Raw genomic sequence first — 14,062 nt, 5'->3', positions numbered from 1 at the left:
GTGGCGCCAACTGGCCTGGCACTAAAGTGAAACGGTGACTTCGTCCCCGAACGACCCGTCGGCAGACATACCGAAAGAGACCTCGGTGGACGCGCCGACAGACCCATCCGCAGGCCCACCCGCAGGCCCGTCCACTGGCGCGTCGACCCTGATCGGCGACGACGACCGCGAAGCGGCGGCGACGCGCCTCCAGGACGCGTACGCCGGTGGATACATCGCGCACGAGGAGATGGACGACCGCCTCCAGCGGGCGCTCACCGCCAGGACGCGGGAAGACCTGGCGGCGGCGCTCGCCTCGCTTCCGGAGCCGAAGGCGGAGGCCGCGTCCACGATCGCCGCCGGCAGCGGACGGATCAAGCGGCGGGGCGCCTGGCGGGTACCGAGGACCCTCAAGGTCGCGTCGGCGTTCGGCAAGGTGTACCTGGACCTGTCCCGGGCGGTGATCGAGCATCCGGTGGTGGACATCGAGCTGGCGATCGGCACGGGCAGGGCCAAGATCACGGTCCCGCGCGACGCGATCGTCGACATCGGCGCACTGCAGGCCGGATGGAAGGAGCCGCGCTACAAGGCCCCGCAGCGCACCGGCCCCGGCGGACCGACCATCAGGATCAGCGGAGCCATGGGCTTCGGGCGGCTGAAGGTCCGCCACGCCCGGCGCTGAGAAGTCGGGCGAACGGCGGTGGGGCGGCTGCGGGGGACGGGCCTCGGTGGACGCCGGGGGTGAACCCCCGCTGCCCGGGCGCCGGTGCGCCGACGCGGTTCTGGCGGACGGCCTCGGCGCCGGGGCGCGGCGCATGGTCAGCCCCTCGACGGGCCCGGCGAAGCCGTGCTGTGGGTAGGCCCGGCTGTGTCGGGCCTTTCCGCGGCCATCTCCGCCACGACCACGTCCAGCGCGGTGGGCAGGATGCCGAACGCCTTCTCCGTGGCCGATGCGTCCAGCAGGTTCGGGCGGTCGTAGAGGTAGAGCATTTCCGGGAGCTCGGCCATCACCGAGTCGGCGCGTCCGATCTCGCGCAGTTCGGCGGGGCTCATGCGGCCCAGCTGTGGGGCGGGCACGCCGGCCGCCTCGGCCAGGCGTACGGCCAGTTCGCGTACCGGCAGGTCCGATGTGGACGGCGCGTGCCACGACCGGCCCCACGCGTCGCCGTGACCTGCTGCGGCGACAAGCGTACGGGCGACGTCGACCGTGTAGGACCAGCTGTGCGGCGCGTCGAGGTCGCCCGGGTAGGAGGCCGGCACTCCGGCCAGCACCTGTGCGCCGACCATCAACGTGAACGGAGAGTAGGCGCCCGCGCCGAGATAGTCGCTCGCGCGTACCTCGGTCACGCGCACCCGGCCCGCCGCGTGCGCCGCGAGGGCGTCCTGCCACATCCGCGCCCGGACGCGGCCCTTCTCGCTGGTCGGCGCCAACGGCAGGTCCGGGGTGGCGGGCCCGTCGAGCGGCCCGTACCCATAGGTGTTGCCGAGCATGACGTAGTCCGCGCCGGTGCGTTCGGCGGCGGCGAGCACCGCCGCGGCCAGCGGCGGGAAGTCGGTCGGCCAGCGGTCGTAGGCCGGCATCGCGCAATTGAACACGGCCGCTGCACCCGTGGCGATCTCGACCAGCCGTGCGGTGTCGGTGGCGTCGGCGGCGACCCGCTCGACGCGCGGGTGCGACGGACCGCTGCCGCGGCGGGTGACGAGGCGGACCTGCGCGCCGGACTCGGCAAGCAGGCGGGCGGTGGCCGACCCGGTGGCTCCGGCTCCGACGACGACGTACTTGGGCATGCGGGACTCCTGGCTCGGGACGGTGACGCGACAGCAGATGCGCCCGAAGTGGCCTTCCGCTCCGGGGCCTTCCGCTCCGGGCGCAGGCACTACTCTCCCGGCCGGAAGATCGCTAAGGTAGTGGCCCGAATGCCAAACATCCGGAGGTTCGGGCCATGTCGTCAGCCGCGGCGGCCACCGCCGTTACTCCCGCGGCGGCCACCGCCGTTACTCCCGTGGCGGCCACCGCCGTTACTCCCGTGGCGGCCACCGTCGGCTCCGCCGCCCACCGCATCGCCGTTGTCGCCGTGCCCCCGGTCACCACCTTCGACCTGTCCATCCCCGAGATGGTGCTCGGCGAAGTGACCGTGGACGGCCGGGCCGGCTACCACGTAGAGGTGTGCACCCCCACGCCCGGCGTCATCGCCACCAGCGGCAGCCTTCAGGTCACCGTCCCCCACGGCCTGGACCGCGTCGACGCCGCAGACACCGTCATCGTCACCGGCAGCAGCGCGCGCGACGACGTCGACCCGCGCGTCCTGGCCGCCCTGCGGCGCGCGCACGAGGCGGGCAAACGCGTCGCTTCGATCTGCACCGGAGCGTTCCTCCTCGCCCGTGCCGGACTTCTCGACGGCCGCAGTGCCACCACGTACTGGGCCAGGACAGGCGAATTCCGCAGCGCCTTTCCCGACGTCGACCTGCGCCCCGACGTGCTCTACGTCCAGGACGGCAACGTCCTCAGCTCGGCCGGCCTCTCCGCCGGCATCGACCTGTGCCTGCACCTCGTGCGCAGCGACTACGGCGCGGCCACCGCCAACGCCGTCGCCCGCCTGGTGGTGGCCGCACCGGTACGCCCCGGCGGCCAGGCCCAGTTCGTCAAGACGCCGGTGCCGCCCGACGACGGCACGTCCCTCGCGCCCACCCGGGCCTGGGCACTCGAGCGACTCCACGAACCGCTCACCCGCGACGACCTCGCCGCACATGCCCGCACCAGCATCCGCACCCTGACCCGCAAATTCCACGCGGAAACAGGCCTCAGCCCCCTGCAGTGGCTGCTCCACCAGCGCGTCGACCGCGCCCAGTCACTCCTTGAGACCACCACGCTCCCCATGCCCGAAGTCGCCCGCTCGAGCGGCCTGGCCACGCCGGACTCGCTGCGCCAGCACCTCGTCCGACGCACCGGCATGACCCCCACCGCCTACCGCGCGGCGTTCACCCAGGCGGGAGGCTGGGGCACGGGTACGTGAATGCTTTGGGTGGATCTCGGTCACCGCCCCGCCGTGACCTCGCTACCGTTGCGGCGAGCAGGCGGACAGGCCCTTGGGGGGACCATGACTGACCATGCGTTCGGGGCCCGGCTACGGGACTACGCGCTGAGGGTGCTGCACGAGTGGCAGTCGGCTCCGACCTGGCAGCCCGGGCTGCAGCTGCGTGCCGCCTCGCTGAGCAATGCCCGGGACTACGCGGGGCGGTTCCTCCTGGAGCTGTTGCAGAACGCCCACGACGCACACCCCAGGGACCGCGGCGACGGCCGGGTGCACGTCCTGCTCGACGAGGACGAAGGGGAGGCGGGCACGCTCTACGTCGCCAACGGCGGCACCCCGTTCACCTGGTCCAGAGTCGAGGCCGTGTGCAAGTTCGCCCGCAGCGACAAGCCGATCGGGGAGGGCATCGGCAACAAGGGGGTGGGGTTCCGCAGCATCCTCCAGATCACCGAGGCCCCGGAGATCTACAGCGCCGCGTCGGAGAGGCGGGAGCCCGGCCCGCTGGACGGCTACTCCTTCCGCTTCGCGCGCCGGGACGACCTGGGGGAGCTGCTCCAGGACGAGCGGACGGCGCAGCGGGCGCATGGTGAACTTCCCCCGTTCCAGGTGCCGTTCCCGGTCGCGGAGGTGCCCGGGGCCTGCGCCGAGCTCGCCGCCCTCGGGCACGTCACTGTGGTCCGGCTTCCGCTGCGCGGCGAGGCCGCCCTCGACGAGGTGCGGCTGCGCCTGCGGGAGCTGGCCGAGGCCAGGACGCCGGTCATGCTCTTCCTCGACCGGCTCGCCGGGCTGACGCTGGAGTGGCGGGGCGGCGGTGAGGTGCGGCAGGTCCATGAACTCGCCCGCGCGGAGCAGCCGTTCGCCCTCCCGTCAGGGGAGCCCCTCGGGTCGGAGAAGCCCCTCCGGCCCGCCGCTCCCGAAGCGCTCCCGCCCCACCCCGCCGAGCCCCGCCCCGCCGAGCCCCGCACCGAAGTCACCCTCGCCCACGTCGCCCTCGAAGGCACCGGGGACTTCCTCGTCGCCCGCGGCCAGGTCTCGCCCGAGCGGCTGCGGCGCACCGTCGCCGAGGCGACCGGCCTCGGCCTCCTCGACGAGGCCTGGCTGGAGTGGAGCGAACCCGCCGTCATCGAGGTCGCGGTGCCGCTCGCCGCGGGCAAGGCGCGCCGCGGCCAGACGTACACGTTCCTGCCGCTGGGCGACAGCGCGACCGCGCCCCTCGCCGCCCACGTCAACGCGCCGTTCTTCACCAAGATGGACCGGACGGGCCTCGACGCCGAACACCCCCTGAACGCCATGCTGTTCGACGCGCTCGCCGAGACCTGCCTCGCGGCCGCCGAGCGCCTGCGCGCGGCACCGGACCCGCGCCTGCGCCGCCTCGCCGTGGACCTGGTGAGCTGGGAGACCGGCAGGCGCAAGGCGACTCTCCTCGTCACGGCGGCCCGGCACGTGCACGGCCGCGAACTGGCCGACGTACCGCTCGTCCCCGTCCTCACCGCCGAGGGCGCGCCCCCGCACACCGCCTGGGCCGCGCCCCGGCAGGCCGCCCTGTGGCCCGACCACGACCTCGCCGTCCTCACCGCGCGGCGCGCCCACGACGCCGGTGCCGTGGTCGCGGACCCGGACGTCGGCGGCGAGCGGCTCAAGCGCCTCGCCTCCGTGTGCAAGGCCCTCGGCTGCCCCTGGGAACCCGTGCCCGAGGCGCTCGCCGAGCACGTGGAGCGCATGATCGCCACGCTTCCGCTGCCCGGCCCCGGCGACCCCGTCGGGACGTGGGACGACGCGTACGACGACATGGCGGCCCTCTTCCAGGACGACGGCACCGTCCTGCGCGGGCGGCGGATCCTCCTGGCCGACGACGGGACGCTGCGGCACGCCAACGGCGAGGTGCGGCCCGCGGGCCGCTCCGGGCGCCGGGCCCGCCGCGAGGCCTTCTTCCAGCCGGTGCGCGGCGACCTCGGCGGCGAGGCGGACGCCCTCGCGGTCCCCGCCGTGCTCGGCAAGCGGCTCTTCTCCCTGCACCCCGGCCTGACCTGGACCGGCACGGCGCGGCACGTCCGCCGCCAGCCCGCCCGCTTCTTCCTCGAACACGCCGGTCTGGTACGCCCCTTCGACGTGAAGGGCCTGCTGGAACACGTGCGCAGGGCCCTCGCGGAGAGCAAGGACCGCAAGCTGCGCGACCAGGCACTCCGCTTCGTCTTCCGGCTGTGGCGCTCCCGCCGCACGACGAGCGGGATGGCCGTCGGCAGCCTCGGCCTCTACGTGCCCTGCGCCGACGGGACGCCGATCAGGGCCGCCCAAGCGGTCTTCGGCCGGGGCTGGGACGGCACCTGCGGGGACGACCTCGTCGTCGTGGTCGAAGCGGGCCAGGAGGCGTCCCCGAGCCTCAAACGGATCGCCAGGCGCCTGACCGCCCCGCCGGAGGCGTTCCTCAGGCGCGGCGAAACCGCGCAGGAGTGGCGGGAGTTCCTCCTCGAAGCGGGCGTGAGCGACGGGCTCTCCCCGGTGTACGCCGCCAAGGCCGTGCGCCGCGAGTACGGCCAGGACCTGGTCGCCGCCCGCCTGGTGCGCCTGGCCAACGTGCCCCCGGGCGTGGCCGCGCAGTGGGAGCCGCACATCGGCAGGGCCTCCTCCGACGCCTGGTACCCGCAGACGCCCTACGAGGGAAGTCCTGCCTTCTGGCTCCCGGGGCAGGACGTCGTCGGACGGCTCGGCGAGAGCGCGCGCCTCGCGTACGCGCGACTCGTCCTGCACGGCCTCGCCGAGTGGACGGACCGGTACTTCACCAGCACGTGGTCCAGCGCGGGCAGCCGCAGGGACGACCGGGAGCGGGTGCGGACCCCGCTGGCCGCCTTCCTCAGGGAGCAGCCGTGGCTCCCGGTGCGCGGACGCGGCAGGACCGTGCGGTTCGTCCGCCCCGCCGACGCCTGGCACTGCCCGCCCGGGCTCGACGAGGAGCCCCTGTACGCGCCCGGCGTCGACCGTCGCGTACGTCCGCTCATCGAGCCGCAGCAGACCGGTGCGCGGCTGCGCACCCTGGGCCTTCCGACGTGGGACGACCCCCGTGACAGCGCCCGGCTCGTCGCCGCGCTCGGTCGGCTCGTCGCCGACGGCGAGGTCGGCGGCGAGGACCGGCCCGCCGCGCAGCGCGCCAACGAACGCGCCTGGAAGCACCTCGTCCAGCAGACGTCCGGCGCCCTGCCGGACGACGCGTGCGTCCTCGCCGAGGCGGGGGAGCGGCTGATCGCGGTACGGCTCTCCGAACTCGGCGGCCCGGCCACCCCGTCCTGCGTGGCGGGGGAGGCGCCTGCCGCATCCGGCGACGCTCCCTCCGACCACGGCGGTGCGGCTTCCGGCCCCGGCAGCCCGCACTCCGTGCTGTACGTCAGCGGCGAGCGCGAGAGCCTCACAGCGCGGCTCGTACGGGAGATGGGGCGGCCGCTGCTCGTCGTGCCCGGCGTCGCGGCCGAGGCCGCCGCGCGCCTCGGCCGCCCGGACGCGGTGCGGCACGTCGACGCCGCCGCGTTCTCCGTGACCGTGGACGGCGAGGTCGTGAACGCGGCCGCCCTCGGCGAGCCCCTCGTCGAGGAACTGCCCTGGCTCACCCTCGCGGCGGGCGTGCTCGCCGACCACGTGGCCGACGGGCCCCGGCCGAGCGACGCCGAACTCGCCGAGCTGACCGCCGCGGTCCGCCGGATCCGCCTGCACCGCTACCGCACCTGGGAGATCGGGCTCGACGGCAGGCCGGTCACCATGCCGGACCGGCTCGGCGGGGTCCTGCCCCTGCCCGACCCCAAGCACCCGCTGCTCCTCACCCGGGACGCCGACCCCGGCTGGGCGGAGACGGCCCGGCTCGCCCCCGCCCTCGCCGACCTGCTCGGGCACCGCGACTTCGGCATCCGGCTGCGCCTGGCCGCCCTCCACCTCGCCTCCTGCCACGCCGATCCGCGCACGCCCGCGCCGGACGAACTCGCCGACGCCCTCGGCGTCACGCGCTCCCAGGTCGAGGAGACGGGCCGCCGCATCGACGGAGCCGTCGGCGGGGTCCTGGAGCGCTGCTTCCCCTTCCTCGTCCACCTCCTCGGCTCCGCCGCGGCCGAGGCCCTGACCGTGCCGCCGCCCCGCGACACCAGGGAGTTCCAGAGCGCCCTCGACGGCCGCGCCGACGAACTGCCGCTGCCGCCCGAGGAGTTCATCCGTCTGGCCCGCACGGCCCGTGACCTCGACGAGCTGCGGCTGCTCCTCGACATCGACTTCGCCGCGTTCAACGAGACCCTGGAAGCCCTGCCGCGCCCCGGCCGCATCAGCCACGCCGAGGCCCACGAAGAGGCGGTGCGCGGGCATCTGGACCTGCACCGCAAGACCCTCGTGAACCGGTTGCGCCGGGCCGCGCAGGACGCCTTCGACGCGCGCGAGCCGCTGCCGGACTGGCCGGCGCTGCGCACCCTGGACTGGATCACGGCCCCGGAGTCGTGGGAGTACACCGTGGACACCGCCGACACGCCGCTGATCGCGGCCCACGTCGAGGCTCAGCTCACGCTGCGCCTGGGCGCGCCGGTTCCCCGCGAGGGCGCCCACCTGCCCCCGGTCGACCAGATCCGCAGCGGCAACCGCCGTGCGGTGGCCGACGCCGTCGCGGACCTCGTGGCCCTGGTGAAGGCGGCCCGGCACCCGCTGCCCGAACCCCTGGCCGGGGCGAACCCGGCCGAGGCCGTCACCGATCGCCTCGACGCGGCCGGAGCCCTGGACTTCCGGCTCCTCGAACCGGACGACGTCGTAGGCTGGCTCGCCGCGCTCGGTCACTGGCCGGACGACATGCCCGCGACCGTCGCCCTCGACGCCCACGGGCTCACCCCGACCGCCGTGGACCGGGTGCGGCACGCGGCGGAGCACGAGCGCCGCGCACGGGAGCGCAGCCGGCGCACCCTCTCCGTCGGCGGCAGGGACATCGACCTGCGCGCGGAGGACCTCACCGACCTGACCGCCGCCCTCCAGGGCGCCCTGGACCGGGACGCCATCCCCGCCCTCGGCGGCGGCCGCGTCGCCTTCACCCGGCCCCAGGAGCTGCCGCCCGCCCGCCGCCCGTCCGGCGGCGGGCGACGCGGGCCCGGCGGCCGCAACGGCGGCGCGGACGCCGGGCTCTCCCCGGCCCAGCGCGACGCCATCGGATACATGGGGGAGTGGTACGCCTACCACTGGCTGTGCCGGGGCTACCCCGAGGCCGCGGACGAGACGAGCTGGGTGTCCACGAACCGCAGGCGGCTGTTCCCCGGCCCGGCGGGCGACGACGGCCTCGGCTACGACTTCGAAGTCGGCTCAGGCCCACGGCCGTTGATGTTCGAGGTGAAGGCGACCCAGGGCGACGGCGGCCAGCTGGAGCTCGGTGAGAGCGAGGTCCGCGCGGCCCAGCGGCACGCGGCCAACGACCGCTGGCGGCTGCTGGTCGTCACCTCGGTCCGGGAGCCGGAGCGGGTGAGCGTCCGCATGCTCCCGAACCCCTTCGGCAGGCGCGGCCGCGGCCGCTACCGCGAGGAGGGCGGCGCCCTGCGCTTCTCATACCGGTGGTGACCGGAGCCGCTCTCCGCCTCGCCCCCACTGCCCCAGGGGTCCATGACAGCTCTGCGCCCCGAGCGGCCGTCCGCACCATCTAGTACAGACGTACTGGTGAGTGAGTGGCATGGGCGAGTCAGCCCTTCCGTCGCGTCTACGAGTCAGCCTTTCCGTCACGTCTAATGGATTATCGGGCGCTGGTCAGCGGCTCCAAGGTGGGCGTGATGTCCGTATTGCGGCCTTGGCGGGATCGTTGTACAGTACGTATGTACCAATCAAACGTGAGGGGCCCGCTTCCAGGGTCCTGTCCGCACCGAAAGGCCCCGTCATGAAGATCGCAGTTCTCGGTACCGGCGGCGGTGCCCGTGAGCACACCGCCAAGCTCGTCGAGCTCGGCCACGAGGTGTTCGTCGGCACCCGCGACCCGGAGGCCACCCTGGCCCGCACCGAACCCGACATGATGGGCAACGCACCCTACGGCCAGTGGCTCGCCGACCACCCCGGTGTCACCCTGCTGACCTTCGGCGATGCCGCCGAGGCCGCCGACGAGGTCGTCATCAACGGCATCGACGGGCACAACGCCGTCGCCGCCTTGACGGGCATCGCGGGCAGCCTCAGCGGCAAGACCCTCATCGACTACGCCGTGCCGTTCGTGTACCAGCACGCGTCGGAGCACCCCTGGCCGACGCCGTGGGGAGTCATGCCGAAGCTCGACCCCTGCGACACCGACAGCCTCGGCGAGCGGATCCAGCGCGCCCTGCCGGACGTGAAGGTCGTCAAGAGCTTCGTCACGCAGGAGCAGTCCACCGTCGTCAATCCGAAGGCGGTGGGCGACGGCGACCACACCATGTTCGTCGCCTCCGACCACGACGACGCCAAGCGGACCGTCACCCACCTGCTCACGTCCTACGGCTGGACCGACATCCTCGACCTCGGCCCGCTCGTCTGCTCCCGCGGCATGGAGATGTACGCCCACATGCACTCCGCCATCGGCTTCGGCCTCGGCCAGCAGTTCGGCGGCCACTTCGGCATCAAGGTCGTGCGCTGAGCGGCCCGCCGCCCACGCGACCGCGAGGACACCCCATGACGAACACCGGCACACCCAGCACTCCGTTGGCGGGCAAGGTCATCTGCCATGCCCTGTGGGCCGACGACGGCCGACGGCTGGCCGACTTCTACGCCGCCGCCCTCGGAACCGAAGTGAGCGAGACCTTCCCCGACGAGCACGGCACCGACGTCGCCCACGCGTTCCACGTCGGCGCGGCCATGTACCTCTTCTTCACGAGCGAGGACTTCACCGCCCCCAACTGGCCCGAGGACCCGCTGCCCTTCCACATGGACCTCGCCTTCGACGACGCGCGCGCGGCGGTGGAACGCCTCCTCGAACTCGGCGCGACCAAGCCCGCGTTCCAGCCCGGTGGCGCGTACTGGACCGTCCTCCTCGACCCGTCGGGCCAGCCGTTCTGCGTCCACGGCGCCCGCTGACCCCCTCCGCCCCAGGAATCCGCATGACTGCCCTGCCCGGCGTCACCGCCGCCGAACGCCGCGCCCGGCTGGCCCAGCGGCATCTCCTCACCGCCGCTACCAGGGTCACCTCGGCCCAGGAGGTCGCGTACGCCCTGACCGGGCTGCACGCCACCGACCCGGCGACGGTCTTCCTCGCGGCGGCCGCCCGGATGCGGACGCCCAGCGTCGCCGCCATCGACGCCGCGCTCTACGGCACGGGCCCCCAGGCCGAGCCGGAACTGGCGCGCGTACGGTGCATGCGCCGCACCCTGTTCGTGGTCCCGGCCGCGCTCGTCCCGACCGTCTGGCACGCGACCGCCAAGAGCAACGACCCGCACCGCGCCGACGCCACGGCGAAGCTGCGCGAGGCCCTGGGCTGGGACGAGCGGCGCTGCGCCGCCGTGGAGCGGGCCCTCCTCGACGCCCTCGCGGCACGCGGCGAGGCCTCCGCCGCCGAACTGGCCGCCGATGTACCGGACGCGCGTGAACAGTTCGTCGTCAACCCCGGGAAGTCCTACGCGTCGCGACAGCGGGCCGTCTCGCCGGTGCTCGGCCTGCTGGCCGCAGAGGGGCGCGTGCGGCGCGCCCGGCCGGTGGGCTCGTGGACGTCCGGACAGTTCCGCTGGGCGCCGGCACGGCCGCAGCCGCCGCTGCCCGCCGCCGAGGCGCGGGCCGAGCTGGCCCGCCGCTATCTGGCGGCCTTCGGGCCGGTCACCGTCGACGACCTGAAGTGGTGGACGGGCTGGACACTCACCGCCACGCGCGCCGCGCTCGCGGCCACCGCCGCGCAGGCCGTCGAGCTCGCCGAGGGCACGGGCCACGTACTGCCCGACGACGTCGACCCGCTCCCGGCCGCCGCGCCGGAAGCCGCGCTGCTGCCCGGCCTCGACCCCACCGCGATGGGCTGGCGCCACCGCGACTGGTACCTCGACCCGGCGTACACGCCCGAACTCTTCGACCGCAACGGCAACATCGGCCCCACGGTCTGGTGGGGCGGCCGCGTCATCGGCGCCTGGTCCCAAGGGCCCGACGGACACGTGCACCACCACCTGCTCACCGACCCGGGCCGAGAGGCCCGCACGGCCGTGGAGGACGCCATCGGCCGCCTGACCGCCTTCCTCGACGGCACCCGCGTCACCCCCAGCTACCGCACCCCCCTCGAACGCCGCCTCAGCGGCGCCCGGACGGCGCGGTGACGACGGCGTCCGCCGCTCGGCCGTGCCGACCGGGCTACGGGAGGCTCGCCCGTAACCCGGCAGGCTCGCGGCTACTCCTGCGACGAGCTTCGGCAGGCGTCCAGGGCCAGTTGGGCGGGGACGTACTCCCGCCGCAGCTCGTGGTAGCAGGCCCGGATGTTCTCGGAGCTGCCGTCGGCCGCGGTGAGGCAGGCGTGCGCCACCACCTCCTCGTCCACGTCGGGGCGCTGCTCCAGGACCTGGTAGAAGCAGCCCTGCGGCGTGGCGTTGACAGCCGGTGCGACGGCGACGGCGCCGCCGAGGGCAAGTAGTTCTGGTTGCCCGGATTGCCCTGGAGGCGGCCGAGCCGCACGGCTCCCGCGCCGAGCCCGTCGGCGACCTCCGAGGCGGGCCGGGTGGACAGATGGCCCCGTACGTCAGGGCCCTCGGAGGTCTTGAGGTCCTCCAGGCGCAGCAACTGGCGGCCGTCGGCGAGCCGCAGGGTGCGGGCGGTCGTCCCCGGGATGCCGGGTCCGGTCCCGGGTGGTCGGCGCGGAATGTCGGGCCCGCGATCCGGCCAGGTCGCTGACGACGCGGCATAGCGCTTTTGTCCGAGACTGGTTGGCCCGTACCCCCTTGTGCTCCTTGTGGGTGATGGACACGCCCCCGCGCCGGGGGGACAGTAGCGACTCGCCAGCAACTCCTTACGCCCCTTCGCGTCCTCGGACCGGGTGCCCCGCGCCCCGGGGACCCGGCGCCGGACGTGAAGGGGTCCCACGGTCGTTCCGCACAACCGCGGAGAACCGCAGAGATCCGCAGAACTACAGAAAGGGGAGCGGTGTGAGCGGCAGCCACGTAGGGGAGCCCGCGCCGCAAGTGGCCGGGGCGGGCCAGGACGAACCCGCGGGTCCGGGCGTGGCCCCGCCCAGCGCCCTGTCCGAGGGCGCGGACCAGGCCGCGGACGCCGCGGAGGGCGCGGTGGCTCCCGCGGTGCTCGAAGCCGCCGAGGACGAGGCGGTGTGACCTCGGCGCGCGGACACGGGGAGCGGCAGGACCACAGGAGCGGATAGGGCACGAGCAGCGGAAAGAGGGGACATGAGCACGGTTATCCGACGGGTATTCAACGGCAGGGGACGCGGCAGCTTCGTGCAGCCCATCAACTCGCCTGTCGCCTTCAAGGGGAGCACCATCGTCGCCTCCATCACCGAAGTCGACGCCAACGGCGACTCCTTCGTCGGCAGCGCGCGCATGACGGTGCACAACGTGGCGCCGAGGGATGGCCAGTACGTCATCTGGGTCAACATCGAGTGGTCGGACCCGCTGAACTACCGGCTCAACGTTCTTGTCAGCAACGACTAGCGCGGGCCGTGGCCCCGTCTCGGGGGCGGGGCCACGGCGGCCCGGGCAGCACCTCTTCCGTCGATGACGGCCGTTTCAGTCGATGACGGCCGTGGCCTCGACCTCGACCAGGTGGTCGGGCGCGTCGAGGGCCGCGACGCCGAGGAGCGTGCCCGGCGCCACCGGTGTCACCCCCAGCTTCGCGGCGGCGCGGGCGATTCCCTCCAGGAGGAGGGGCATCTTGTCCGGAGCCCAGTCGACGACGTGGACGGTCAGCTTCGCCACGTCCTCGAAGGTGGCGCCGACCGCGGCGAGGGCGGTGCCGACGTTGAGGTAGCACTGCTCGACCTGGGCCGCGAGGTCACCCTCGCCGACCGTCGCGCCCGCGGCGTCCCAGGCGACCTGCCCGGCGACGAAGACCAGCTTCGACCCCGACGCGATCGACACCTGCCGGTAGGCGTCGACCTCCGGCAGTCCGGCGGGGTTGACGAGGGTGATGGCCATGATGCCTCCGAAACCAAGATGCGATTGCTCTCCAGTGGTTACTCGGGAACCGTAGGAGAGCGGCCGCTGACGTGGAAGGACGCACTTTTCAGTGACTGGGGCACCTCAAGGTGACCCAGCAGTTCGGACGGCTGCCGGGGGCCGGGCGGCGTCGGGCGGGTCAGGTGCCGGTGAAGACGGCGTCGCGCCGCTCGGCGAAGGACCGGACCCCCTCGGCCCCGTCGGAGGTCGCGACGAGCCGCGCGACGTCGGGGCGCAGCCGCTCGATCGCGCGTGCGTCGCCGTGCTCGCGCGCCCGGTGCGCGGACTCCAGGGTCGTACGGACCCCCAGGGGCGCCGACTTCGCCGCGATGAGGGCGGCGAGCTCGACGGCCCGGGCGCGCGCGGCCGGGCCGTCGTCGACCACCTCCTGGACCAGGCCGATGCGACGGGCCTCCGCGGCGTCGAACTCCTCGCCGGTCAGGAGCCACCGCATGGCGTTGCCCCAGCCCGCCTGCTGGGGCAGGCGGAACGTCGCCCCGCCGAAGGGGTAGATGCCCCGGCGGACCTCCGACTGGGCGAAGCGCGCGTCCCGGGCCGCCACCCGGATGTCGGCGGCAAGGAGCAGCTCGATGCCGAGGGTCATGACCCAGCCCTGCGCGGCCGCCACGACGGGCTTGGTCCAGGGGCCGTCCAGGCGCCACGGGTCACGGCCGCCCTCGGGCGCGGGGAACTCCCCGGCGGCCAGTTCGGCGCCGACGTCGAGCATGTCGAGGCCGCCGGTGAAGTGCTCCCCGTGGGCGAAGAGCACCCCGCACCACAGGTCGTCGTCCCGCTCCAACAGGCCGTACGCGAGCGACAGTTCGGTGAGCATGCGCCGGGTGAACGCGTTGCGCTTCGCGGGGCGGTTCAGGCCCATCAACAGCACGTGCCCGTCCCGTTCGACGGTGACCGTCGCCGTGTCCGCAGGCGTGGAACTCATCAGCCCTCCTCGTCAGTTGCATG

At 74.1% G+C, this 14,062-nt stretch carries 12 protein-coding genes; 8 read left to right on the top strand and 4 right to left on the bottom strand.

Annotation, left to right across the window (positions count from 1 at the left end):
* The first annotated feature begins 148 nt into the window (after positions 1 to 148).
* A complete protein-coding gene (locus tag MQV74_RS04320) occupies positions 149 to 661 on the top strand; it encodes a DUF1707 SHOCT-like domain-containing protein (protein ID WP_242728503.1) in 513 nt (170 codons plus the stop codon).
* Positions 662 to 798: 137 nt separating this feature from the next.
* On the opposite strand, the gene MQV74_RS04315 is transcribed toward MQV74_RS04320, so the two are convergent.
* Positions 799 to 1,767: an NAD-dependent epimerase/dehydratase family protein gene (locus MQV74_RS04315; RefSeq protein ID WP_242714675.1), complete on the bottom strand. Its 969-nt coding sequence runs from the start codon at positions 1,765 to 1,767 to the stop codon at positions 799 to 801.
* A gap of 326 nt (positions 1,768 to 2,093) precedes the next feature.
* Between MQV74_RS04315 and MQV74_RS04310 the strand changes: the two genes are divergently transcribed.
* From MQV74_RS04310 to MQV74_RS04290, 5 genes are all read left to right on the top strand, one after another.
* The gene (locus tag MQV74_RS04310; protein ID WP_242728502.1) at positions 2,094 to 2,993 is read left to right on the top strand and encodes a GlxA family transcriptional regulator; all 900 of its coding nucleotides are present in this window, start codon (positions 2,094 to 2,096) and stop codon (positions 2,991 to 2,993) included.
* A gap of 84 nt (positions 2,994 to 3,077) precedes the next feature.
* Positions 3,078 to 8,573 (top strand): sacsin N-terminal ATP-binding-like domain-containing protein, encoded by a 5,496-nt coding sequence (locus MQV74_RS04305; protein ID WP_242714674.1) that lies wholly within the window; start codon positions 3,078 to 3,080, stop codon positions 8,571 to 8,573.
* Between the two features lie 310 nt (positions 8,574 to 8,883).
* Positions 8,884 to 9,603 (top strand): NADPH-dependent F420 reductase, encoded by a 720-nt coding sequence (locus tag MQV74_RS04300; protein ID WP_242714673.1) that lies wholly within the window; start codon positions 8,884 to 8,886, stop codon positions 9,601 to 9,603.
* 35 nt (positions 9,604 to 9,638) lie between these two features.
* The gene (locus tag MQV74_RS04295; protein WP_242714672.1) at positions 9,639 to 10,040 is read left to right on the top strand and encodes a VOC family protein; all 402 of its coding nucleotides are present in this window, start codon (positions 9,639 to 9,641) and stop codon (positions 10,038 to 10,040) included.
* Between the two features lie 23 nt (positions 10,041 to 10,063).
* Positions 10,064 to 11,257, top strand: a complete 1,194-nt coding sequence (locus MQV74_RS04290) for a winged helix DNA-binding domain-containing protein (protein ID WP_242714671.1) — start codon at positions 10,064 to 10,066, stop codon at positions 11,255 to 11,257.
* A gap of 71 nt (positions 11,258 to 11,328) precedes the next feature.
* Here MQV74_RS04290 and MQV74_RS04285 read toward each other — a convergent pair whose 3' ends face one another.
* Complete coding sequence (locus MQV74_RS04285) at positions 11,329 to 11,475, bottom strand: hypothetical protein (protein WP_242714670.1); 147 nt, start codon at positions 11,473 to 11,475, stop codon at positions 11,329 to 11,331.
* A gap of 601 nt (positions 11,476 to 12,076) precedes the next feature.
* Between MQV74_RS04285 and MQV74_RS04280 the strand changes: the two genes are divergently transcribed.
* Both MQV74_RS04280 and MQV74_RS04275 read left to right on the top strand, forming a co-directional pair.
* Positions 12,077 to 12,259 carry a hypothetical protein gene (locus tag MQV74_RS04280; RefSeq protein ID WP_242714669.1) on the top strand — a complete coding sequence of 61 codons (183 nt, stop codon included), beginning with the start codon at positions 12,077 to 12,079 and terminating at the stop codon, positions 12,257 to 12,259.
* Between the two features lie 72 nt (positions 12,260 to 12,331).
* Positions 12,332 to 12,595, top strand: coding sequence for a hypothetical protein (locus MQV74_RS04275; RefSeq protein ID WP_138957880.1), 264 nt, complete (start codon positions 12,332 to 12,334; stop codon positions 12,593 to 12,595).
* 75 nt (positions 12,596 to 12,670) lie between these two features.
* On the opposite strand, the gene MQV74_RS04270 is transcribed toward MQV74_RS04275, so the two are convergent.
* Positions 12,671 to 13,078 (bottom strand): RidA family protein, encoded by a 408-nt coding sequence (locus MQV74_RS04270; protein WP_242714668.1) that lies wholly within the window; start codon positions 13,076 to 13,078, stop codon positions 12,671 to 12,673.
* 160 nt (positions 13,079 to 13,238) lie between these two features.
* A complete protein-coding gene (locus tag MQV74_RS04265) occupies positions 13,239 to 14,039 on the bottom strand; it encodes a crotonase/enoyl-CoA hydratase family protein (RefSeq protein ID WP_242714667.1) in 801 nt (266 codons plus the stop codon).
* Positions 14,040 to 14,062 lie beyond the last annotated feature (23 nt).

The organism is Streptomyces sp. AN091965 (genome assembly GCF_022698285.1).
GTDB lineage: Bacteria > Actinomycetota > Actinomycetes > Streptomycetales > Streptomycetaceae > Streptomyces.
Note: the sequence above shows the minus strand (reverse complement) of the source record. Positions and strands in the feature narration are given on the sequence as shown.

Coding starts and splice junctions, on each gene's coding strand:
- MQV74_RS04300 (WP_242714673.1), top strand. CDS start 8,884: ATGAAGATCGCAGTTCTCGGTACCGGCGGCGGTGCCCGTGAGCACACC.
- MQV74_RS04290 (WP_242714671.1), top strand. CDS start 10,064: ATGACTGCCCTGCCCGGCGTCACCGCCGCCGAACGCCGCGCCCGGCTG.
- MQV74_RS04275 (WP_138957880.1), top strand. CDS start 12,332: ATGAGCACGGTTATCCGACGGGTATTCAACGGCAGGGGACGCGGCAGC.
- MQV74_RS04310 (WP_242728502.1), top strand. CDS start 2,094: ATGGTGCTCGGCGAAGTGACCGTGGACGGCCGGGCCGGCTACCACGTA.
- MQV74_RS04295 (WP_242714672.1), top strand. CDS start 9,639: ATGACGAACACCGGCACACCCAGCACTCCGTTGGCGGGCAAGGTCATC.
- MQV74_RS04270 (WP_242714668.1), bottom strand. CDS start 13,078: ATGGCCATCACCCTCGTCAACCCCGCCGGACTGCCGGAGGTCGACGCC.
- MQV74_RS04315 (WP_242714675.1), bottom strand. CDS start 1,767: ATGCCCAAGTACGTCGTCGTCGGAGCCGGAGCCACCGGGTCGGCCACC.
- MQV74_RS04305 (WP_242714674.1), top strand. CDS start 3,078: ATGACTGACCATGCGTTCGGGGCCCGGCTACGGGACTACGCGCTGAGG.
- MQV74_RS04265 (WP_242714667.1), bottom strand. CDS start 14,039: ATGAGTTCCACGCCTGCGGACACGGCGACGGTCACCGTCGAACGGGAC.